17 protein-coding genes, 1 pseudogene and 1 riboswitch are annotated in these 22,709 nt (G+C 37.3%); of the genes and pseudogenes, 12 read left to right on the top strand and 6 right to left on the bottom strand.

The features are described 5' to 3' along the window. The 3 genes and pseudogenes from AC1MGI_RS11375 to AC1MGI_RS11385 all read left to right on the top strand — a co-directional run bounded on the left by AC1MGI_RS11375 (window position 1) and on the right by AC1MGI_RS11385 (window position 3,022). The gene (locus tag AC1MGI_RS11375; RefSeq protein WP_480345372.1) at window positions 1-597 is read left to right on the top strand and encodes a YdcF family protein; all 597 of its coding nucleotides are present in this window, start codon (window positions 1-3) and stop codon (window positions 595-597) included. 130 nt (window positions 598-727) lie between these two features. Beyond that, window positions 728-1,170, top strand: a pseudogene (locus tag AC1MGI_RS11380) (IS66 family transposase); the annotation flags it as partial. Window positions 1,171-1,465: 295 nt separating this feature from the next. Beyond that, window positions 1,466-3,022: an ABC-F family ATP-binding cassette domain-containing protein gene (locus tag AC1MGI_RS11385; protein ID WP_480345373.1), complete on the top strand. Its 1,557-nt coding sequence runs from the start codon at window positions 1,466-1,468 to the stop codon at window positions 3,020-3,022. A gap of 145 nt (window positions 3,023-3,167) precedes the next feature. On the opposite strand, the gene AC1MGI_RS11390 is transcribed toward AC1MGI_RS11385, so the two are convergent. The 3 genes from AC1MGI_RS11390 to AC1MGI_RS11400 all read right to left on the bottom strand — a co-directional run bounded on the left by AC1MGI_RS11390 (window position 3,168) and on the right by AC1MGI_RS11400 (window position 8,448). Then, window positions 3,168-4,400: an aminopeptidase gene (locus AC1MGI_RS11390; protein WP_480349770.1), complete on the bottom strand. Its 1,233-nt coding sequence runs from the start codon at window positions 4,398-4,400 to the stop codon at window positions 3,168-3,170. A gap of 578 nt (window positions 4,401-4,978) precedes the next feature. Continuing rightward, complete coding sequence (locus AC1MGI_RS11395) at window positions 4,979-6,472, bottom strand: peptide MFS transporter (RefSeq protein ID WP_480345374.1); 1,494 nt, start codon at window positions 6,470-6,472, stop codon at window positions 4,979-4,981. 488 nt (window positions 6,473-6,960) lie between these two features. Further along, window positions 6,961-8,448 carry an aldehyde dehydrogenase family protein gene (locus AC1MGI_RS11400; RefSeq protein ID WP_480345375.1) on the bottom strand — a complete coding sequence of 496 codons (1,488 nt, stop codon included), beginning with the start codon at window positions 8,446-8,448 and terminating at the stop codon, window positions 6,961-6,963. A 523-nt stretch (window positions 8,449-8,971) separates the two neighbouring features. Between AC1MGI_RS11400 and helD the strand changes: the two genes are divergently transcribed. The 4 genes from helD (at window position 8,972) to AC1MGI_RS11420 (ending at window position 13,781) form a co-directional block, all read left to right on the top strand. Continuing rightward, complete coding sequence (gene helD, locus AC1MGI_RS11405; RefSeq protein ID WP_480345376.1) at window positions 8,972-11,302, top strand: RNA polymerase recycling motor HelD; 2,331 nt, start codon at window positions 8,972-8,974, stop codon at window positions 11,300-11,302. Window positions 11,303-11,361: 59 nt separating this feature from the next. Beyond that, entirely contained in the window at window positions 11,362-12,573 is a 1,212-nt protein-coding gene (locus AC1MGI_RS11410; protein ID WP_480345377.1) for an MFS transporter, read from the top strand. 66 nt (window positions 12,574-12,639) lie between these two features. Continuing rightward, a riboswitch (SAM riboswitch) is annotated at window positions 12,640-12,745 on the top strand. 299 nt (window positions 12,746-13,044) lie between these two features. Next, the gene (fbpA, locus tag AC1MGI_RS11415) at window positions 13,045-13,230 is read left to right on the top strand and encodes a Fur-regulated basic protein FbpA (protein ID WP_480345378.1); all 186 of its coding nucleotides are present in this window, start codon (window positions 13,045-13,047) and stop codon (window positions 13,228-13,230) included. A 368-nt stretch (window positions 13,231-13,598) separates the two neighbouring features. Then, window positions 13,599-13,781 (top strand): Spo0E family sporulation regulatory protein-aspartic acid phosphatase, encoded by a 183-nt coding sequence (locus tag AC1MGI_RS11420; protein WP_403073989.1) that lies wholly within the window; start codon window positions 13,599-13,601, stop codon window positions 13,779-13,781. Window positions 13,782-13,937: 156 nt separating this feature from the next. Here the strand turns inward: AC1MGI_RS11420 and AC1MGI_RS11425 are convergent, their stop codons facing one another. Then, entirely contained in the window at window positions 13,938-14,453 is a 516-nt protein-coding gene (locus AC1MGI_RS11425) for an N-acetyltransferase family protein (RefSeq protein WP_480345379.1), read from the bottom strand. Between the two features lie 397 nt (window positions 14,454-14,850). Between AC1MGI_RS11425 and AC1MGI_RS11430 the strand changes: the two genes are divergently transcribed. From AC1MGI_RS11430 to AC1MGI_RS11450, 5 genes are all read left to right on the top strand, one after another. Then, window positions 14,851-15,360 (top strand): acyl-CoA thioesterase, encoded by a 510-nt coding sequence (locus AC1MGI_RS11430; RefSeq protein WP_062181794.1) that lies wholly within the window; start codon window positions 14,851-14,853, stop codon window positions 15,358-15,360. 446 nt (window positions 15,361-15,806) lie between these two features. Further along, a complete protein-coding gene (locus AC1MGI_RS11435; protein ID WP_480345380.1) occupies window positions 15,807-16,826 on the top strand; it encodes an ABC transporter ATP-binding protein in 1,020 nt (339 codons plus the stop codon). Then, window positions 16,813-17,739 carry an ABC transporter ATP-binding protein gene (locus AC1MGI_RS11440; protein WP_480345381.1) on the top strand — a complete coding sequence of 309 codons (927 nt, stop codon included), beginning with the start codon at window positions 16,813-16,815 and terminating at the stop codon, window positions 17,737-17,739. Before AC1MGI_RS11435 ends, AC1MGI_RS11440 begins: the two co-directional genes overlap by 14 nt. A 14-nt stretch (window positions 17,740-17,753) precedes the next feature. After that, complete coding sequence (gene opp4B, locus AC1MGI_RS11445) at window positions 17,754-18,719, top strand: oligopeptide ABC transporter permease (RefSeq protein ID WP_480345382.1); 966 nt, start codon at window positions 17,754-17,756, stop codon at window positions 18,717-18,719. A 20-nt stretch (window positions 18,720-18,739) separates the two neighbouring features. Continuing rightward, entirely contained in the window at window positions 18,740-19,639 is a 900-nt protein-coding gene (locus tag AC1MGI_RS11450; protein ID WP_480349771.1) for an ABC transporter permease, read from the top strand. A gap of 181 nt (window positions 19,640-19,820) precedes the next feature. Here the strand turns inward: AC1MGI_RS11450 and AC1MGI_RS11455 are convergent, their stop codons facing one another. Next, the gene (locus tag AC1MGI_RS11455; RefSeq protein WP_480345383.1) at window positions 19,821-20,870 is read right to left on the bottom strand and encodes a M42 family metallopeptidase; all 1,050 of its coding nucleotides are present in this window, start codon (window positions 20,868-20,870) and stop codon (window positions 19,821-19,823) included. Window positions 20,871-20,918: 48 nt separating this feature from the next. Beyond that, a complete protein-coding gene (opp4A, locus tag AC1MGI_RS11460; RefSeq protein WP_480349772.1) occupies window positions 20,919-22,658 on the bottom strand; it encodes an oligopeptide ABC transporter substrate-binding protein in 1,740 nt (579 codons plus the stop codon). Window positions 22,659-22,709 lie beyond the last annotated feature (51 nt).

Consider the following 22,709-nt stretch of genomic DNA (forward strand, 5'->3'; position numbering starts at 1 on the left):
ATGAAAAAAATTAGTTATTTTATTTTTATCTCTGCTGCGCTGGGTATCGTATATATTGGGTGTTTACACATAAATATTCATCAAGCCATTCAAAAAGAAGCACCCAATCATGCTGACTATTTAATCGTGTTAGGTGCAAGAGTGAAGGGTACTGTTCCGTCTCTTGCTTTACAATATCGAATAAATACGGCGGCAGAATATTTAACTAGAAACAAGTCTACGATTGCGATTGTATCTGGTGGTCAAGGAAGTGGTGAAGATATTAGCGAAGCAGAAGCGATGAAGCGAGGGTTGCTGAAATATGGAATTGATGAATCAAGAATCATTTTGGAGGACCGTTCGACAAGTACGTATGAAAATATAAAATATTCAAAACAGCGTATTCCAGAAGGTGTCTTGAAAGGTTTTCTTGTCACAAATGACTTTCATGTTTACAGAGCTGAGAAAATTGCTGCGAGTCAAGGATTGAAACTTTCGGGAATTGCCGCAGACACACCAAAAGTTGTTCTAGTAAAATCGTATGTACGTGAATATTTAGCGATTACGAAATTCTACGGTACAGAGTTGCTGCGAAGAATTAAAATAATAGATGGATAATGCGGCCGCTTCTATTTTACAGATTATTCCTTGTGTGACCATAAAAAAAGAGGGATCTCAAACCTAAGGATCAGACCTTTTTTGAGAAACCCTCCTAATCATTAAAACGCCCAATCCCCATTACGGAAGGGAAAAAAGCAGGCCCATTCTGGACTTTTTTCAGCATGGCTTTATGAACAAAAAGACCAAAACCTACCCAAAAGCGCTCTAGGAAAAGCCATCACTTATTGTTTGAAACAATGTAATCACCTTGAAGCTTTTTTATTAGATGGCCATTTAGAAATCGATAATAATAGAAGTGAACGTTCCATTAAACCGTTTGTGAGTGGGAGAAAAAATTGGATGTTCTCCAATACATCGCGAGGTGCTAGAGGGAGCGCCATCATGTATAGTGTCGTTGAAACGGCAAAAGAGAACGGTTTAAGTCCGTATCATTATCTTCGCTATTTATTTGAAACGCTACCAAATATGGATGTAACGAATAAAGAGGAAATAGATCAAGTCTTACCTTGGTCAACGGATTTACCTTCCATATGCAAAGTGCCGATAAAAAGGGAATTAAACAAAAAGTAGTCCCGAAAACACAATTTTCATCGTGTATTTGGGCTACTTGACGTTTACGTAAACTCAAGAATAGGGAAAGGCACAATAAGCAGCTAAAAACCGCTTATCGTGCCTTTTTGCGCGTAAAACTTCCGATTGTCCCCTGTAAGAACCGTCCCTTCGTTTCCAAATTTTTTCCATTCAACTATTCCATTTTCTGTGTTATAGTTCAATATTGAACTATAACAATCAGATGAACGATTTTATAGTTATTTCCTAAACTAAACGAAACAAAATAAAATGAAATTTAAATGAGGTTAAATATATGAGTGTATTAACGGTTACAGACCTAAACCACGGATTTGGCGATCGTACGATCTTTGATAATGTTTCCTTCCGCTTGTTAAAAGGTGAACATATAGCTTTAATTGGGGCAAACGGCGAAGGTAAATCGACGTTTATGAATATCATTACAGGGCAACTTCAGCCTGACGATGGAAAAATAGAGTGGTCAAAGCATCAACGAGTCGGTTATCTTGATCAACATACGGTTTTACAAAAGGGAATGTCAATCCGTGACGTATTAAAAATGGCTTTTCAATATCTCTTTGACGTTGAAACGAATATTAATACCATTTATGAAAAGATTTCAGACGTTACACCTGAAGAAATAGAAAAGTTGTTAGAGGAAGTTGGTACATTACAAGACATATTAACAAATAATGATTTCTATATGATTGATTCTAAGGTAGAAGAAGTGGCACGTGGTCTTGGACTTGATGGTATAGGATTAGAAAAAGATGTTCATGATTTAAGCGGTGGGCAACGAACAAAGGTTTTATTAGCCAAGCTTTTACTTGAGAAACCAGACATTCTTCTTTTAGATGAGCCTACAAACTATTTAGACGAACAACACATTGAGTGGTTAAGACGTTACCTGCAAGAATACGATAATGCTTTTTTATTAATTTCTCATGATATTCCATTTCTTAATAGCGTTGCAAATGTGATCTACCATTTAGAAAATCAGAAATTAAATCGCTACGTGGGTGATTACAACCATTTCCTTATTGCCTATGAAGCTAAAAAAATACAAGTTGAAGCTGCCTTTAAGAGACAACAATCAGAAATTTCTAGTTTAAAAGATTTTGTAGCCCGTAATAAGGCAAGGGCATCTACCAGCAGCCTTGCCATGTCGAGACAGAAAAAACTCGATAAAATGGATGTTATTGAAATAGCACAGGAACGACCAAAACCTGATTTCAACTTTAAAGAAGCAAGAACCTCAGGTAAATTAATTGTTGAGACGAAAGAATTTGTCATTGGGTACGATGAGCCACTATCAAAGCCGTTAAATCTTTATATAGAGCGTGGACAAAAAGTGGCATTAGTTGGAGCGAATGGGATTGGTAAGACTACACTCCTTCGTAGCATGCTCGGAGAAATAAGATCTCTTGCTGGTTCACTTGAACGCGGTGAACATCAGTATATTGGGTATTTTGAACAAGAAGTGAAAACGGAAAATCAAAACACGTGCATCGAAGAAATATCGAATACGTTTCCTCAGTTAAGCCAAGGACAGGTACGCGCTGCTCTTGCGAGATGTGGGTTAACTAGAAAACATATTGAAAGTAAAATATCCGTATTAAGTGGTGGAGAGCAAGCGAAAGTCCGGTTATGTAAGCTCCTTAACCAAGAAAGCAATATCCTTGTTTTTGATGAGCCAACCAACCATTTGGATAAAGATGCAAAAGCTGAGCTAAAACGAGCTTTGAAATCGTATAAGGGAAGCGTGGTCCTTATCTCACATGAACCTGATTTTTACCAAGACGTGGTAACAGATATTTGGGACGTAGAATCATGGACAACGAAAGCCATCTAAACTTGAACGTTCCGAGTAAGAGTCGCCAATTCTGACTACCCATATGAATAGTAAAAAAGGAGAGCCGATCATGATTACTCTCCTTTTTTCTTATATTCCATTCAAGGTTTTAGACCTTAGAAAAGCCTCTATATCAACGTTTCAATTAAAACGCCCAATCCCCATTACGGAAGACAGGTTCGCTTGTTCCATCTGGTTTGATGCCGTCGATATTCATTTTGTCAGAGCCAATCATGAAGTCGACATGGGTAAGGCTGTGGTTCAATCCGTTCTCGGCAAGTTCTTCTTGAGACATTTGTTTGCCACCTTCGATACAAAATGCATAGGAGCTTCCAATTGCTAAATGGTTAGAAGCATTTTCATCGAATAGTGTGTTGAAGAAAAGAACATTTGATTGAGAAATCGGTGAATTGAAAGGGACAAGAGCGACTTCACCGAGATAATGAGATCCTTCGTCTGTTTCTACTAATTTCTTTAAGATTTCTTCACCTTGTTCCGCTTTTACTTCAACAATCCGGCCTTCTTTGAACGTAACGCTGAAGTTATCGATGATATTGCCACCGTAGCTTAGTGGTTTCGTACTTGCGACGGTTCCATTAACTCCTGTTTTAAAAGGGACCGTAAACACTTCTTCAGTCGGCATATTCGCCATGAATTCATGGCCTTTTTCGTTTGTGCTACCAGCACCTACCCAAAGGTGAGTTTTAGGTAGTTCAATCGTAAGGTCTGTACCAGGTGCAGTGTAATGTAGTTTTTGGTATCGTTTTTCGTTTAAATAATCGACTTTTTCATGAAGAGTTCCATCATGAGTTTTCCAAGCTTCGATTGGGTTTTCGACATCAGCACGCGTTGCTTTAAAGATCGCATCCCATAGTTTATGTATCCGGTTTTCCTCTGCAACATCCGGAAATACTTTATCTGCCCAAGCTTGTGAAGGTACAGCGACAATGGACCAGCTTACTTTATCGGATTGCATGTATTGACGCCATTTTTGTAAAGCTGTACCTGAAGCTTTTTGAGCATTGGCAATTCGCTCAGGATCAATGCCTTTTAATAGATCAGGGCTTGAAGAAATGACGGAAAGGTAAGCAGCGCCGTTTTCGGCAAGTTCAATCGTTTCCTGTGCTCGCCGATGTGGATATTCCGTGAACACTTTATCTGGTGCTAACTCATACTTCGTGCGATTAACAGAATCGTCATGCCAGTTTACGATCACGTTGTATGCTCCTGCTTCATAGGCTTTTTTTACAATAAGACGTACTAGCTCAGCACCTTCTAATGTTGTATTCACAACAAGAGTTTGATCAGGTTGGACATTGACACCAACTTTAACAGCTAGCTCTGCATAGTTATCTAACTTTAATTGAAAATCGTTCATCATCATACACTCCTTATTAAAGATTCTTTAAAGAAATTTTTATCCCATTTTAACAGGCGATAATACGCTCACTCTAAATATTGTGACGGATCAAGAAAAAAACGAAGGGGATAAAAAAACGCTGATGGAAATTTCAGTTTATCCCGCTTTAACGGGCAGTAAAACCCCCACCTCAAGGCTTAGAGGAACCGAGGAAGCGTATGGGGGTTAACTGCCCATAAAAGCCCGATTGGTTCAACTAACAATCAGTGGGGGATGAAGAAAACCCCCACTGATTGAAGTTTCACTTTATCAAAATCTTCCTTTATATTGTATCGATAGTTAATAAAAAAAGAAACTTTTTGCAATCTATTCCTCAAGAAAACTGAATGAAAAACAAAATGCCTGCTCCGTCTAGTAGATGGAGCAGGCATTTTGCATAGGAAGGCTACTCCTACTTTGTTATTTATCCCGGTTTAACAGGCTGTAATACCCCCACCTCAATTTTTGCGAGAGAATCAAGAAATTAATAGGTGGGGGATAAACAGCCTGTAAATCCCCGATTGGTTCAACTAACCCTCACTGAGGGAAGTTTCACTTTATCGAACACCTTTCATTTGTCGTTGAATGACAGGTGAGATGAGGAATAAAATAATTCCTAATGCAATGGAAATACCGCCGATAACGCCGAAATAAAGAATTTCAGTTTTCTCTGTATATAATTTAACAACTTGAGCATTAATGGCCTGTGCTGAAGCATTTGTCAGGAACCAGAGGCTCATTGTTTGAGCTGAGAAAGCGGATGGCGCTAATTTAGTAGTAGCTGACATTCCTACTGGTGATAAGCATAATTCTCCAAGTACAACTAGAAAAAAGCTAAGTACGAGCCATAGTGGGCTCGCAAGACTTTCTGTACCGTTTAAGTATGCAGGAAAAATCATGACAATAAAGGATAAACCAGCGAAAAGCAATCCGAGTGAAAATTTCTTCGGTGTAGAAGGCTGACGATCACCTAAACGAACCCAAATCCAAGCGAATACTGGCGCAAGGAAAACAATGAATAATGGATTAAGCGATTGGAACCAAGATGATTGCAGTGTGATTCCTGCAAATTCCAGTTGTGTTCGATCGTTTGCATATGTGGCTAATATATTTGAACCTTGTTCCTGAATAGCCCAAAACATCATCGCTGCAATAAATAAAGGGATATAGGCAAGCAAACGGGAACGTTCATCTGCGTTCGTTTTCGGACTGCGGTACATGAAAGTGAAAAACGCAGCTGGAATAATGATTCCAAATATACTTACAAGGAAAATAAAGCGGTCAATGGTTAAGTACCCCGTATTAATACCAATGGCACCAAGTATCACGATGATAACTACTCCGAGCCCAATTGAACCAAATACCTTGAATCGATCTTCTTTCGCAAGTGGGTTCGGTACATATTGCCCAGCAAGACCAAGATTTTTCTTCTTAGTAACGAGATACACGATAAGTCCGATAAACATCCCAACCGCTGCAATACCGAAACCGAGATGGAAATTATATGTTTGTCCAATTGTTCCGACAATTAATGGTGCAAGAAAACCACCAAGGTTAATCCCCATATAATAAATGCTAAAACCTGAATCCCGGCGAATATCATTATCGCTGTATAAATCGCCAACAACACTAGATACATTCGGTTTTAGGAGACCAGTTCCGATAATGATAAAGGCCATCGACACAAATAATGCTGTAGCACTACCAGGGAATGATAGGATAATATGGCCGATCATAATTAAAACTCCGCCATAAAAAACCGTTCTTGCAGTCCCTAATAAACGATCGGCAATCCATCCGCCAATAATGCCAGACATATACACCAATGAACCGTAGATGGCCATGATAGAGTTGGCAGTAGTACGATCAAGACCAAGTCCACCTTGGGTTACTTCATAGTACATGTAGAAAATTAGGATGGCTCTCATGCCATAGTAAGAAAATCGTTCCCAAAACTCTGTGAAAAAGAGAGTGAATAACCCTCGAGGATGTCCAAAGAAACCGGTTTGGGGAACACTCCGGATTACCTCATCCTTGTCTTTACTATTCATAAATAAACTCCCCCCAATATGGGTTTACTGCATGTTAACAGCTTGAAAACAAAATAAGTAGCTTCCGATCATTAATTAATGGAGCATTTTTAACATACAGTTATTTTTTTGACTAAAAATAGTCTACGTATTAATATACACTTTTTTTAAAAAAATTAAACACTTTCTCTGATATTTCTATATTAAAATAATATCATTCGTATTTTGTAATAGATGGATGAATGTGTTTTAGTCTACTGAATAACAATGATTTTATGTGATAAAATGGATTGTTTTAAAAAGAATGAGGTGTTTTGAGATTTTTTAAGAATTATATTAGTGGTATTGAAAACATAAAGAATTATTTTGATATTGCATAAATCGAAGAAAAGAGAATGAAATAAATGGATTAAACTTTGTTCATCCATCGATATAAAGGTTACAAATCCTTATCGATGAATGAACGAAGAATTATTTCCTTTTACTCATTCTCACTTAGAGGCGCTTATTTACTTATCGAGGTTTACCCATACACTCTTTACTTCTGTATAATTATTTAGTGCATAGGAGCCCATTTCACGTCCTGAGCCGGATTGCTTGTAGCCACCAAATGGAGAAGCAGCATCAAATGCATTGTAACAGTTGACCCATACAGTTCCAGCGCGTAACTTACTTGCTACGTAATGAGCGTTGGCAATATCACGAGTCCAAAGTCCTGCTGCTAGTCCGTATTCACTAGCATTTGCCCGGTTAATTACATCATCCAAATCTTCATAAGGCATGGCTGCGATAACTGGGCCGAAGATTTCCTCTTTTGCAATGGACATGTCGTCTTGAACGGAAGCGAAGATGGTTGGGGATACAAAATACCCATCATCCTGGGGCTTATCGCCACCAACAAGTACCTCTGCTCCTTCACTTAACCCTTGTTCAATATATCCAAGAACACGATCTTGTTGTACTTGAGAAACAAGAGGTCCGATTTGGGTATTTGGATCCATACCTATACCTTGTTTTATGTTTTTAGCATGAGAAACCATGTCAGCAACGACATTATCATAATGTTTCTTTTGGATGAATACTCTGGAACCTGCACAGCAAACTTGGCCTTGATTAAACATGACGCCATTCAGCGCACCTGGAATTGCTTTTGAAAAATCGGCGTCTGGAAGAATAATATTTGGTGATTTTCCTCCAAGCTCAAGTGTAACGCGTTTTAATGAATAGGAAGCAGACCTCATGATTGATTTACCAACCGCAGTCGATCCTGTGAAAGCAATTTTATCAACAAGAGGATGATCAACTAGTGCTTGTCCAGCTGTTTCACCGAATCCAGGTACAATATTGATGACTCCATCTGGGAACCCTGCTTCATCAATTAACTCTGCTAAATAGATAGCTGAAAGTGGAGTTTGTTCGGCAGGTTTTAATATGATTGTGCATCCGGTAGCTAGTGCTGCACCTAGTTTCCACATTGCCATAAGCAAAGGGAAGTTCCAAGGAATAATCTGACCTACGACCCCGACTGCTTCGTGGCGGGTGTAGTTAAAAAAATTTCCGTTAACTGGAATAGTTTGTCCAACGATCTTCGTTGACCAGCCAGCATAATAGCGCATATGTTCAATGGCGAGAGGGATGTCTGCGTTTGTTGTCTCATTTATTGGTTTCCCGTTATCTAACGTTTCTAATTGTGCTAATTCAAGTTTGTTTTCTTCCATTAAATCAGCTAGCTTGTACATTAGTCTGCTTCTATTAGCTGCACTCATACGTGACCAAGGTCCGCTATCAAATGCATTACGTGCTGCGTTGACAGCTAGGTTAATATCCTCATTGTCTGCTTCGTACACATCGGCCAATTTCTCGCCAGTAGCAGGGTTTGGGGTTGAAAATGTTTTTTTGGATACACTTTCAACGAATTCCCCATTAATATAAAGCTTTTTGGGACTTTGTAAAAACTTTTGCAATTTCTCACTGATTTCTAGCGTAAGATTTGTCATGAATACCCTCCTCGAATGATTGTTTGGTATTTTGCAAATCATGATGTAATGGAAAATGTATATTTTAAAAAACTTCTTCAAAAACCCGCCCACACAATCATACTGTAAATTATTTGGTTTTTAAATCAGGAAATTGCGATAAAAAATTATAGAATGACCGATTAAATGACAAATTAATGGAAGGATAATGTTGAATTGTGTAATCGTTCGATGGTTTTTGTTAGAATATCAATTTAAAATATGGAAAGGTATGATTGTGAGTTATTAAAATATGCGGAAAGATGAGGGGGAAAACATAAAAAACAGCTGTTGTATACGTGGACAGCTGATGTTATACTAATAAAGTCTATTGATTAAATAGATAATAGATTATAAATATCCTTATTTAATCATACATAAGATATAGCGGTTTGTCAATAGCTATTTTGAGATTTAAAGCTTATTGCGAAAGCAGGCTAACTACAAACAATGCTATGCCTTAAGTTGAGAAGGTGCAGGCTTTTCTAAATTGGAGGGGTGCTTTATGACGAACTGGGAAAATGAAAGAGAATATGAGCAAGAGCGGATAGAGGTTGTGATTGACAAAGTAACTAAGTTGGAACAGCATTTGAGACAATCTGCAGGTGAAGCAACTACAGATATAGTATCAATTCGCAAACGTTTTTGGGAAGATGTTACAGTTAATGTGGAAAATGAAGATGAAACAATTGAAACGGTTGCGAGCATTAATCAGCAAGCAGAATTGCTTTCTGAAAGAGAGCGGAGACAAAATCATTCAATGAAGCAAATAGCTATTTTGAATCGTCTTCAATCATCTCCTTATTTCGCGAGGATTGATTTTCATGAAAAAGACATGGAAGAAAGTGAGCAGATTTATATCGGAATCGGCACTTTTTATGATGAAGAGCATGAAGAATTCTTGATCTATGATTGGCGTGCTCCAATCTCCAGTGTATATTATGATTTTTCACCTGGCCCTGCCACATATACGGCACCTAGTGAAAAGGTAAGTGGAGAGTTACTTTTAAAACGTCAATACATTATACGTAATGGTGTTTTAGAGGGAATGTTTGATACGGGTGAAGCAATCCGAGATGATTTGCTTCAAGAAGTTCTTGGTAAGCAGGCGGACACACAAATGAAAAGCATTGTCGCAACTATTCAAAGAGAACAAAATATTATTATTCGTAATGAAAAGAGTCGTCTCTTACTTGTCCAAGGTGCAGCCGGGAGTGGGAAAACATCTGCGGCTATGCAAAGGATTGCCTATTTATTGTACAGATATCGCGCGGGAATGAGCGCTGAGAATATATTATTGTTTTCGCCAAATCCCCTTTTCAATAGTTATGTAGCCAATGTGTTGCCAGAGCTCGGTGAAGACAATATGCAGCAGACGACCTTTCAACAATATTTGCTTGCGATGCTCGGAGAAAATCTTGAAGTTGAAGATGTATTCGATCAACTAGAATTCGTGCTGAATAATGACGGGAATCTGAAGTATTCAAATAGATTGAATAGTATTCAATATAAATCATCACTCAATTATTTACAGGGTATAAATGAATATTTGGAAGCGTTGAAGTGTGAAGGATTAGTATTCAAAAATATTAAAATCCGAGGAAAACTCCTTGTGTCAGCGATGGAAATTTCAAAGTACTTTTATGAACTAGGTAATGAAAAACCGATCCCTAATCGTTTACAGCTTGTTTCTGAATGGTTGTTGAAAAAAATCAAGAAGCTTGAAAAAGTAGAGAGAAAAGATGCGTGGGTTGAAGAAGAAATACAATACTTAGAAAAAGAAGATTATCTCAGAAGCTATCGGATCGCAAATAATCACGAAGAACATGAACGAGATTCGTTTGATGAAGGAGAACGCGAGCAAAGAATCCTTAGCGAATATGTCGTGAAAAAGCGATTTAAGCCTCTGTACAAGAAAATAAAGTCTCTTGCCTTTCTTGATGTTCGTTCCATTTATAAAAAAATGTTAGAAACAGAATGGCCAGTTACCGATTGGGAAAATATCAAAAGTTTAACAATGAATGAACTTGATCAAGGAAGATTATTATATGAAGATGCGACACCTTTTTTATATATGAAAAAAAAATTGGAAGGTTTCGTGACCAATTCACAAATTCGGTTCCTTTTCATTGATGAGGCTCAGGATTATTCGCCATTTCAGTTTGCTTTTTTAAAGAATTTATTTCCAAAAAGTAAACTGACAGTTTTGGGTGACTTTAACCAAACGATCTATGCGCATGGAAACAATGCAGGTTTGGACATTTTGACTTTTTTGTTTGAGAAAAACGAAACTGAAAAGGTAATTTTGAATAGAAGCTATCGTTCAACGAAGGAAATTGTTACATTCACAAAAAGTCTGCTTTTGGATGGTAGCCAAATTGAACCTTTTAATCGAGAAGGGAAAAAGCCTGTCATCGTACATTGTCAAAACCAGGAGTATCTTCTATCGAAGATTTTGAAGAAAACAAAGGAATTTATAGAATCTGGGCATAAAACGATTGCGATTATTTGTAAAACACAAGCAGAAACAAGTTTTGCATATGAAGCATTAAAGGGGAAAATGAAACTTAACAGAATTGGTGTAGGGAAAACTACATTCACTGATGGAGTTATGATTATCCCTTCTTATTTGGCAAAAGGAATAGAATTTGACGCGGTCATTATTTATGATGCATCGAAGGATCAATACGGTCTGGAAAGTGAACGAAAACTGCTATACACATCGTGTACTCGTGCTATGCATGAATTATGTATATGTTTCACTAGTGAGATAAGTCCATTCATTAAATTGCTTCCAGAGGATCTTTATGAAAAAGAAAATAAAGACAATGGTTGATCAATTTATGGTAAAATAACGAAGTATTTATAGTTAAGAGGTTGTTCAGGAGGACTGTCATGGAGGGGAATACAAAAACGATTTCTAATCGTAGGTTACTTGGCGTTGCTGGACTCGGTTGGATGTTTGATGCAATGGACGTAGGTATGCTGTCATTTATTGTGGTGGCATTACAAGCAGAATGGGGTTTGACAACTCAACAAGTAGGGTGGATCGGTAGTATTAATTCGATAGGAATGGTATTTGGTGCCTTTCTTTTCGGAATTATGGCTGACCGTATTGGAAGGAAGAAAGTTTTTATCATTACCTTGCTGCTTTTTTCAATTGGCAGTGGCTTATCGGCTCTAGTTACATCTTTGGCTTTATTTTTAGTACTTCGTTTTCTTATCGGTATGGGACTAGGTGGAGAGCTTCCGGTAGCTTCGACGCTTGTTTCAGAAAGCGTACCTGCCAAAAATCGAGGAAAAGTGGTCGTTCTACTCGAAAGTTTTTGGGCATTAGGTTGGCTTATTGCTGCTTTAATTTCCTATTTCGTTATTCCAGGGTACGGGTGGAGAATCGCTTTGATTTTAAGTGCTCTCCCAGCGTTTTATGCCCTTTATTTACGTTTACATCTACCGGATTCACCGAAGTATGTCGGACTTGAAATTAAAGCTAAGCCAACGATTATGCAAAATATTAAAAGTGTGTGGGCAAGAGAACATAGAAAACAAACGCTTGTATTATGGATTCTATGGTTTTGTGTCGTGTTTTCTTATTATGGGATGTTCTTGTGGCTTCCAAGTGTTATGGTGATGAAAGGATTTAGTTTAATCAAGAGCTTTGAATATGTATTGATTATGACCTTAGCTCAGCTCCCTGGATATTTTACTGCAGCGTGGTTTATCGAGAGAATGGGCCGCAAGTTCGTTCTTGTCACGTATTTAACTGGAACAGCTGTAAGTGCGTATTTCTTTGGCGCGGCAGAGGGACTACCGATGCTCATCACGTCAGGTATGCTATTGTCATTCTTTAACTTAGGAGCTTGGGGGGCACTTTATGCATATACCCCTGAGCAATATCCGACAACGATTCGTGGTACCGGCGCTGGTATGGCGGCGGCTGCTGGAAGAGTTGGGGGAGTTTTGGGACCGCTTCTCATCGGATATTTTGTTGCAGCGGGTACTGCGCTTAGTGTGGTTTTTACAATTTTTACAATTGCGATTTTAATTGGAGCAATTGTCGTGTTAATTTGGGGGAAAGAAACGAAGAACACTGTTTTGCAAGATTAGCAAAACATGACCATTGACTTTATTTGGAATAAAACGTATAATGGCATTAACATCAATTATATATCATTCTTATCCAGAGAGGTGGAGGGATTTGGCCCTGCGATACCTCGGCAACAGACTCAACTTTGAGCACTGTGCCACATCCAACAAGCGAAGGCTTGGAAGATAAGAAGAGTCGAACGGACGTAAACTTCAGCCTCTTCTTGTTTAAGAAGAGGCTTTTTATTGTTTGGATTTGTTGGTTGTAATCTTAACTGTACAGTGTGGGCTATCGTTTGCCGCATTTATCTCGCATTAACGGGTAGTAAACTCCAACTGATTGAAGATTCACTTTATGAATAAGCACGTAGGAATGAAAATTTTAATTTACTGAAATAATGTTTGAAGTACACTTAGGAATGGTATATAAAGTTTGTTGAAGAAATTCATATTGAAATAATTGTCTAATAAATAAAGCAAGAGGTGTATAGAATGGCAAAGTTACTGCAGATAGTTGAGGAAAAAAAGGCGTTTTTAATCGAACAATTATTATCCCGTGGCGTGTATAAAACATCCGAACAAAAACATTTTTATGATGTTTCCTTGAATATTCTAGAGAGAGAATTTGAACAAATTCAAAATAAAGAGCATTCTTCAACTAAAAATATTGTCACTTAGCAGAGGAGAAATTACCAAATATAACCTGATAGTAATCTTAATAAAAGAGGATGTCCGAAAGAAGTCTGCCCCCGTAACTCCTACTTACACTTCGTTTAAACTGTAAGTAGGAGTTACGGGGGCAGATCTTTTACTTTTGGGATATCCTTTTTGCTATTTTGGTTGAATGCTTCATTTCGGGAATGTACTACAGAATTTGTTTAGATTAAATTGAAAAAAATAATATACGAGTTGTATAAAATGTGTCTAATTTGCGAATTCTAGATTAATGAAGTAAAACTTTGATTGTAAAATATTGCTTTTATTTGATGATAACTCTAGACTTATTTTACAATAAGTCAAAATAGCTGATGGAGTGTGAGGTAGTGATGAAATCTTTCGTTCAATTATCCAATGAAATTGAACAAAAGCGTGAAGAAATGATTAAACTAGCAAAGGGATTTGGACTTTCGAATAAACAAACAATTAGAGCGAGCCAAGAGCTTGACATATTAATAAATATCTTCAATATTACGCCTCTCACGGATGCGCAATATAGTGAAGAGTATTAGATGATGTTTCGAGGTAGGCTAAATAGAGAAGAGGATGTCTCGGAAGGGTCAGACCTCGTACTTCAACACACAGTATTATGTGAAAATAACACGTATATAGACTGTATGTCGCAGTTTGCGGGGATGAAGATTCCTTTGAACATCCTTTGTTTAATTTTATCCTTTTTCGTGTAGCACTCTTTTTCCTAAAATGATTAAATCTCGTTCAATATCGTCTAGCAAGGCAATTTTTTGAAGATTTCCCCATCTTTCAAACCCGAATTTCTCAAATAATTTAATGCTTGGTGTATTGTGACCGAATACGAATCCGAGGATTGTAGCGATGTCTAAAGAAGGACATAGCTCAATGGCTTTCTGGATAGCAAGTCCACCAAGACCTTTCCCACGAAACGAATCGTCCAAATAGATACTTATTTCAGCAGTTGTGTTATAGGCAGGTCTCCCATAAAACGATTGAAAGCTTAGCCAACCAGCAGTCCGATCATCTATTTTTATTACATATAATGGTCTTTTATCAGGAATGTGATCATGAAACCAAGCGAGTCTTGATTGAACAGATACCGGCGAAGTGTCAGCCGTTACCATTCTCGAAGCGATGGTTGAATTATAAATTTCCACTATTCTTGGCAAATCCTCTAATGAAGCAAGTCGAAATTGTAATGAATGATCCATGTGCAATACCCCTTATTGATGAATGAAAAATATTTTTTGTAAGCATATCATACTTGAACTATAAAATGAATGGTAGTGTAATATTTCTTTTTTAGTTTGGATATATATTTAGATTATTGATAAATCGAATATCTAGTTTCTTAAAAAATCCTCTAAGAAAATGAATCCCCCAGTGTTCTGTCGTACAAAATAATTATCTTTACGTAGTTCGGGTATTTATGATAGATGTAAAGTAAAATAAGAGAGTGGAAGTGAGTATGTTCACGAGAAAATTGTTTGGTTTAAAACGAGTTTCTTTACTTTTAAATGAACGTCTTGCTACTATTTGAAAGAATTATACCGAGGAAAATGGCTACGCTTGTAAAAAGAGATTTAATTGGACAGGAGAGTTTGGATAATGGAAGAACAGAAATATTGCAGTGATTCTCTTGTGGTAAAAACAAGCCTTGTTTTACCGCCTGATACGAATAATAATGGAACGATGTTTGGTGGGAAATTAATGGCTTATATTGATGATGTAGCGGCTATTTCAGCTATGCGGCATTCAAGAAGATCGGTTGTAACGGCATCAACCGATTCTGTAGACTTTCTCCATCCAATCTACGAAGGCAATGCGGTCTGTTTAGAAGCATTTGTCACTTATACAGGAAGAACATCGATGGAGGTAGTGGTCAAAGTAATTGCAGAAGATTTACTATCAGGGACTCGAAATTTATGCGTAATTTCATTTTTGACATTTGTTGCTCTTGATGAAAACGAAAAGCCAACTCTTGTGCCTAGTATTATTCCACAGTCTGAGATGGAGATAAAACTATATGAATCAGCTGTGATTAGAGCAGAAGCGAGGAAGAAACGAAGAGTAGGTACAAAAGAAATTGCTGCTATCTTTGGGACAAACCAACTATAAAAACAAAAGCGACCTAAAATGAACTGCCCCATAAATGTTAGACAACAATCTAACATTTATGGGGTTTTTTATGGAGAATGAATCGTTTGCGAGAAAATATCTTTCGAGTCCATAGAGTATCTCTACTAAAGGTGCATTAATTCATAATTCTAGTGTGCATGATTAGGTTTTTAATGAGTACACAACAGAAGAGTCTGTATTGAAGTCTTGTTTTACTAGAGAATTAAAATTATGAGAATGTTCTATATTAAAGCTGTATACATAAAGATAAGAATAGGAAATTGATTGATCTCCTTTTATAAAATAATAATGAAGCATAGAAATCGTGTTTTAAGAGTTTGCAAATCCAATCTAGTTTGTAATAAAGAAAGGGATTTACAAACGCTCCTTGATGAGCAGAGCTTGTGTTCATACTGAATATTGACAATGAAGGTGGGGCAATGTCAATGGAGAAACCAATCTTGCAAATAGAGAATCTAACCACATCGTTTAAAATAAAAGATAAGTATTATATGGCGGTGGATCATGTTTCATTTTCAGTAAGTGAAAATGAAATCGTGGCAGTCGTTGGCGAATCAGGATGTGGAAAGAGTGCATTAGCTCTATCGATTATGAGATTGCATAATAATCAACGGACGAAGATCGCAGGAGAAATCAAATATAGAGAAAGAAATGTCGTTACAATTTCAGAAGGGCAAATGAATCAAATACGTGGAAAAGAGATAGGGATCATCTTTCAGGAACCTTTAACTGCTTTGAACCCTTTAATGACAGTTGGAGATCAAATTGAAGAAAACTTGACTTTTCACACAAAACTATCAAAAGAAAAGAAAAGATTAAGAACGATAGAGCTATTAACACAAGTAGGCATTCCGTCTCCAACGCGTACTTATGATCAATTTCCTCACGAATTATCAGGTGGAATGAGGCAAAGGGTGATGATTTCTATTGCCATTGCCTGTAACCCATCGCTAGTAATAGCCGATGAGCCTACTACTGCATTAGATGTAACGATACAAGCACAAATTTTGGAATTGCTTAAATCTATTCAGAAAGAAACGAAAATGGGAATTATCCTGATTACTCATGATTTGAGTGTTGTTGCAGAAGTAGCAGACAGAGTCATTGTAATGTATGCTGGACAAGTTGTTGAGATGGGTACTGTCAAACAAATATTTACCAAACCTTTGCACCCATACACGAGGTCATTATTGAAATCCATTCCATCACAAGTAACAAACAAAAAGCGGTTACATGTGATCGATGGAATTGTACCGTCGATTGTAAATATGAATCGAGAGAGTTGTAGGTTTAGTCCCCGGATTCCATGGATTCCTTGCGATGCTCACGAGGAATCCCCCGAATTACATGAAGTTGCTCCTGATCATTGGGTACGCTGCACATGCTATAAACATTTTTACTTTAAAGGATTGCAGAGGGGGGAGATAACTAATGGGATTACTTAAAATAGACGATTTAAAAGTTCATTTCCCAATCCGTGGTGGCTTTTTTAGAACAATCGTTGATTATGTAAAGGCAGTTGATGGTGTTAGTTTTGAACTGAATGAGGGGGAAACATACGGTCTTGTTGGTGAATCTGGAAGTGGAAAATCAACGACCGGGAAAGCGGTTGTGAAACTAAACGATGCTACGTCAGGTCGGATATTATTTGAAGGACAGGATCTCTCGAAGTTGTCTTTTGGGCAAATGAAGCCATTTCGAAAAGATATTCAAATGATTTTTCAAGATCCATATTCATCACTCAACCCGAAAAAGCGGGTCGTTGATATTATTGCTGAACCACTGCGGAATTACGAGCGTTTGTCTGTAGGAGAAGAAAAGAAAATGATTCAGAAGTATTTGGATAAGGTAGGTTTAAGTCCAGATTCAATGTATAAATACCCGCATGAATTTTCTGGTGGACAGCGTCAAAGAATCGGAATCGCAAGAGCTCTTACTCTAAAGCCTAAATTAATTATTGCTGACGAACCAGTTTCTGCCTTGGATGTTTCTGTACAAGCCCAAGTGTTAAACTTCCTCCAAGATCTTCAAGAAGAGTTTAAATTAACGTATTTATTTATAGGACATGACTTAGGTGTGATTCGACATATATGTGACAGAATGGGAGTAATGTATCGTGGTCGTTTAGTAGAAGAAGGAATTAATGAAGAGATATACGAAAATCCACAGCATATTTATACGAAACGATTGATTGCTTCTATACCAGATTTAAATCATGAAATGCGAGAGAAAAAGACGAACCTAAGGAAAAGGGTTGCCAAAGAGTATAAGCAAAACCATTCTAAATATTTTGATGATGTGGGGAGGGCTTACGACTTAAAATCAATCTCCAACACGCATAGAGTCGCGTTACGATAGGAGGTGGAGGGATCATGTGGAAGTTTATTCTTAGACGTTTTTTCGTGATGATTCCTCAGTTATTTATCCTAAGCTTAATTGTTTTTGCATTGGCAAAACAAATGCCTGGGGATGCTTTAACAGGAATATCTATGGATCCAAGAATAAGTCCAGAACGGGTTTACGAATTAAGGGAAAAAGCAGGATTGAATGATCCTTGGTATGAACAATATGGGAGATGGATTTCTGGTATTGTCCACGGTGATTTTGGTAAATCGTATACTCACAAAATACCAGTAACAGAGGTGATTACAGAAAGAATCTGGAATACTGTATTTTTAGCACTAATAACACTACTCCTTACCTACTTATTTGCTATTCCGATGGGAATTCTCAGTGGTCGCTACAATGACACATGGATTGATAAAATAGTGACTGGCTATAATTATTTAGGATTTGCGACACCCCTTTTTATCTTTGCCCTTATCATGTTATTCGTTTTTGGCTTTTCATTTGGTTGGTTTCCAACTGGAGGTAGTGTGAGCTCTAAAGTTGATGCTCAGACATTTGCGTATTATGTAAGTAAACTCCATCACGTCATCCTCCCGGCATTGAGTACAGCTCTGATTGCCACTGTTGGCACCGTTCAGTATTTAAGAAATGAAATTATTGATAACAAGTTCAAAGATTATACACGTACTGCAAGATCAAAAGGAATTTCAGATAATAAAATTTATACACGCCACATTCTAAGAAACTCCTTATTACCAATTGCGGCCTTTTTAGGATATGAAATTACTGGATTAGTCGGTGGCACTGTCATTATTGAAACAATTTTTAGTTATCCTGGAGTTGGCCAATTATTTGTCAGTTCTATTGGGCTAAGGGATTTCAGTGTTGTCACCGCGATTGTTATAATGTTAGGGTTTGCAACTTTACTTGGTACTCTTCTCTCAGACATCATATTAAGTTTAGTTGATCCTCGTATACGGATGGAATAGGGAGGAGAAAGCTGTTGGAGATGAAGGGAGAATCAGTAAATAATATTCAACTAGCAAAAAGGAGTCCATCAGGAATTAAGATTATATGGCAGGAATTAAAAAAAGATAGACTTGCTTTCGGTTCCCTGTTCTTTCTCCTTATATTGTTGGTAAGTGTCTATATAGCATCCTTTATGATGGATCAAAAGGCGATCGCCCGAGTGGATATTTACTCCATTTATCTCTCGCCTTCTGAAAGAAATTTGTTAGGAACGGATTATGCTGGACGGGATATATTAGGACAACTTATTTTTGGTACAAGTAACTCGTTCACAATTAGTTTGTGCATTACATTTTTAACAGCATTCATAGGTTTAAGTGCCGGGCTAATAGCTGGTTATTTTGGGGGAGTTGTTGATAACGTAATCATGCGTGCGATCGACTTTATCATGTCACTTCCTTCAACGATGATGATTATTGTATTTGTTACAGTTGTACCGAAGTTTACTGTCACAAATTTTATCTTGATTATGTCCATCTTTTTATGGACAGGGAAAGCCAGGCTAATCCGTTCGAAAACTTTGGCTGAGCGGGAATTAGAGTATGTACAAGCATCACAAACTTTAGGGACACCACATTGGAAAATTATCCTTTCGCATATCTTACCTAATATAAGTTCTATTATTATTGTGAACTTCACATTAAATTTAGCGGGTAATATAGGTCTTGAAACCGCATTGACTTTCTTAGGTTTCGGTTTACCTGAAAGTACACCAAGTCTAGGGACTTTAATTAGTTATGCAAGAAACCCAGATGTTCTTGAAAACAAATGGTGGATTTGGTTACCTGCTGCAATGATGATTCTAGTGTTAATGCTAAGTATAAATTTTATGGGACAAGCCTTAAAACGTGCAGCTGACGCAAGACAAAGAAGAGGTTGAAATATGGGGTGTTCCAAATAAAGTGAATAGCGATTGTATCTGAAAGTATGAAGGATAACGTATTAAAAGAAATTTCCTTTACACGTCGTCCTTCAAATCCTGCCAAAAAATTAAGAAAAAAACCTTTAATACAACCGCCGCTGTCATATTAAAGGTGAAAACTCGTTATTTGCAACTTTCTTTAAATTAATTCAGATTGCAAATAGCGATAAAGTAAAGTTGCTGTATGGTTCAATGAAGAAATATGCGTTCTTTCAAATGCGTGTGATGCATCAATGCCAGGGCCAATTAATCCATGGGCAATATCAAAACCAGCACGTACTGCCGCTGATGCATCTGAACCGTAATAAGGGTAAATATCGACCCGGTAATCCACATTATTATTCTTTGCTACCTCAATTAGATGCTGCCGAAGTTTGTAATGGTATGGTCCTGAAGAATCTTTAGCACAGATAGAAACACTGTATTCATCCGTTGCCTGACCGTCTCCGATTGCCCCCATATCAACAGCAATATACTCAACCGTTTCAGGAGGAATATTGGAGTTCCCACCATATCCAATCTCTTCATTATTTGAAATAAGGAAATGAGTTGTAAAGGGAAGGGTAATTTTTTCTTTTTGAATGATATCGATCAAATGTAACAAGATGCCAACGCTTGCTTTGTCATCTAAGTGTCTAGATTTCAAAAAGCCGCTTTCTGTTTCTTCTACACGTGGTTCAAATGACACGAAATCGCCAACTGAGATGCCAATTGCTTCTGTTTCAGCCTTTGTTTTGACTACTTCATCGATTCGCACTTCAATTGTCGTTTCGTCTCGTTTTGCATCACCTGCATTTTTGTACACATGAACCGATGTTTGATTGATTAAGATTGTACCTGTGATAATTTTTCCATCTGCTGTGTGGATTTTACAGTATTCTCCTTCAACAGAATTCCAGCGAAATCCACCAATCATACTTAAAGCTAGACGCCCGCTACTCTTAATTTCTTTCACCATTGCTCCAAGTGTATCCACATGTGCAGTTAATAGTCGATGCTTACTATCATTTACTCCCTTAATTGTTGCGATCAAGGCACCTTTGTTTGAAATAATATAGGGAATGTTCCTATTATTCATGAACTTTTCTACATATGAGATTGCTGCTTCTGTATAACCTGAAGGACTTGGAATGGAAACAAGATCCTTTATGTATTGTACAATTTCTTGATTATTTATTACTTTGGCCATTTAAAAAACACCTTTCTTTACGTTACACTATTATTATGAAGTATCATTTTATCTTACAGCATTTTCAGCAGTTACAGCAACTTTAGACCAGTCAGTAAATTTGAAGTCAAAATCTTTAATACGTAGATTTACAGCGGCAAGATTATAACGGTATAAAGTGGGGATCATTGGTACTTCATCATGAACAAGTTGCTGCCATTCATCATAAATATCTTTACGGTATTTTTCATCGAAGGCCTCAGGAGACAATCCTTTTGCCAGTAATTCTTGACTTTTATCATTCACCCAACGTGTATAGTTATAATCTGAGTTTTTATCCCAGATTCCAGATGGGTCTGGATCAGAACCTGTTTGCCATGCTGCTTGGTAAATATCAATTTTCGGATCGTCCAATTTTACCATATCATAAAATGAGTTAAACTCTTGAAGGCGTCCATCAACGAGTTGAACATCCAAACCAATATCACCCCATTGTTGAATGTAATAGCGTGCAAGTAGCTCTGAATTCGCATCTCCATTCATAGAAGCAAAATGGATCGTAAATTTCTTTCCTTTTAAATCTTCACGTATCCCATCCCCATCTATATCCAGATAACCTGCATCATCCAATAGTTGTTTTGATTTTTCTTGATGTAGTGAATATCCTGTAATATCGGAGTTATGATAGTGAGAGATCGCTGGAATTACAGTGTTGGCAGGGGAACGAAGCCCCTTATAAACTTTTTCTCCAACAGATTTATTATCGATCGCATAGGCCATTGCTTGACGAAGTTTTATGTTAGCCATTTTGGGATTGTCCATTTTTGTTGTTTTAGTCAGTGTGTCAAAGTGCCCTAATTTAAAGCCGATATATGAATAGGAAAATCCAATATATCCTAGCGTTTCAATGTTTTGCAATTTTTTAGCTTGGTCATATTGATCAGCTGAAATTTCAACAATATCTAATTCGCCTGTTTCAATAGCTTTAACCGCTAAGTCAGGGTTAATCACTTTAAGTGTAATACTTCCGAGTTGAGGTCTTCCTTGCCAATATTCATTATTCGCAACAAACTCGACTGCTTCACCGGGAATAATTTTTTTTACTTGAAATGGTCCGAAACCAATCGGAGTTTTCCGAATTTTATCAGAAGCTTCCAAGTCAGCGATGGCTACATCTTTCAAATATTCTTTATGCATCGGATATGTCCAAACACCGCCTGTAAGTAAGGATGGATTCGCTTCTTTATATGTAATGGAGATTTTTTGGCCGTCTACTTTAATGCCAGAAATATAATCTACTTTTCCTGCATGGTATGCCTCCATACCTGCAACCATTTGCATTTGTTTATCATATCTGACACCTGTATAGTCCGGATTACCGATTACAAGAAATGCATATTCTAAATCCGCACCTGTGACAGGTGCTCCGTCATGCCACTTTACATGATCTTTAATCGTTAATGTGATCGTTTTATTATCTTCAGACATTTCGTATGTTGCAGCACCTTCATTATTAAACGTATAGTTCTCATCTGTTTGTAATAAACTTTCATCAAAGAATTGTAATATTAATGAATCTGGATTACCCGAATATAATAAATAGCTTAGAATACCTGTAAAAGGAGTATCAGATGACAGTCCGTAATTTAAGTGGCCATTCCTGATAGTAGGTTTAGAATTAGCTGTAACTGTCGGAAATGAGTTTGCAGTATTTTCCTTTGTTTTATTTAGTTTTTCATGACTCATGCCAACAACTACAGTATGATTTGTGTTAAACGCGGTTAATGATAGAACAGAAATCAATATCATACATAGCCATTTATAACTCAGCCGTACTTCTTTTTTTATTTTGGAATGATT

The organism is Peribacillus sp. BM1 (assembly GCF_056679975.1).

What these genes read in the sequence shown, in the direction of transcription:
- fbpA (WP_480345378.1), top strand. Translation starts at nt 13,045, where the DNA reads ATGGCAAAGTTACTGCAGATAGTTGAGGAAAAAAAGGCGTTTTTAATC.
- AC1MGI_RS11420 (WP_403073989.1), top strand. Translation starts at nt 13,599, where the DNA reads ATGAAATCTTTCGTTCAATTATCCAATGAAATTGAACAAAAGCGTGAA.
- AC1MGI_RS11400 (WP_480345375.1), bottom strand. Translation starts at nt 8,448, where the DNA reads ATGACAAATCTTACGCTAGAAATCAGTGAGAAATTGCAAAAGTTTTTA.
- AC1MGI_RS11450 (WP_480349771.1), top strand. Translation starts at nt 18,740, where the DNA reads ATGAAGGGAGAATCAGTAAATAATATTCAACTAGCAAAAAGGAGTCCA.
- AC1MGI_RS11435 (WP_480345380.1), top strand. Translation starts at nt 15,807, where the DNA reads ATGGAGAAACCAATCTTGCAAATAGAGAATCTAACCACATCGTTTAAA.
- AC1MGI_RS11395 (WP_480345374.1), bottom strand. Translation starts at nt 6,472, where the DNA reads ATGAATAGTAAAGACAAGGATGAGGTAATCCGGAGTGTTCCCCAAACC.
- AC1MGI_RS11390 (WP_480349770.1), bottom strand. Translation starts at nt 4,400, where the DNA reads ATGAACGATTTTCAATTAAAGTTAGATAACTATGCAGAGCTAGCTGTT.
- helD (WP_480345376.1), top strand. Translation starts at nt 8,972, where the DNA reads ATGACGAACTGGGAAAATGAAAGAGAATATGAGCAAGAGCGGATAGAG.
- AC1MGI_RS11375 (WP_480345372.1), top strand. Translation starts at nt 1, where the DNA reads ATGAAAAAAATTAGTTATTTTATTTTTATCTCTGCTGCGCTGGGTATC.
- AC1MGI_RS11430 (WP_062181794.1), top strand. Translation starts at nt 14,851, where the DNA reads ATGGAAGAACAGAAATATTGCAGTGATTCTCTTGTGGTAAAAACAAGC.
- opp4A (WP_480349772.1), bottom strand. Translation starts at nt 22,658, where the DNA reads ATGATATTGATTTCTGTTCTATCATTAACCGCGTTTAACACAAATCAT.
- AC1MGI_RS11410 (WP_480345377.1), top strand. Translation starts at nt 11,362, where the DNA reads ATGGAGGGGAATACAAAAACGATTTCTAATCGTAGGTTACTTGGCGTT.
- AC1MGI_RS11455 (WP_480345383.1), bottom strand. Translation starts at nt 20,870, where the DNA reads ATGGCCAAAGTAATAAATAATCAAGAAATTGTACAATACATAAAGGAT.
- AC1MGI_RS11425 (WP_480345379.1), bottom strand. Translation starts at nt 14,453, where the DNA reads ATGGATCATTCATTACAATTTCGACTTGCTTCATTAGAGGATTTGCCA.
- AC1MGI_RS11385 (WP_480345373.1), top strand. Translation starts at nt 1,466, where the DNA reads ATGAGTGTATTAACGGTTACAGACCTAAACCACGGATTTGGCGATCGT.
- opp4B (WP_480345382.1), top strand. Translation starts at nt 17,754, where the DNA reads ATGTGGAAGTTTATTCTTAGACGTTTTTTCGTGATGATTCCTCAGTTA.
- AC1MGI_RS11440 (WP_480345381.1), top strand. Translation starts at nt 16,813, where the DNA reads ATGGGATTACTTAAAATAGACGATTTAAAAGTTCATTTCCCAATCCGT.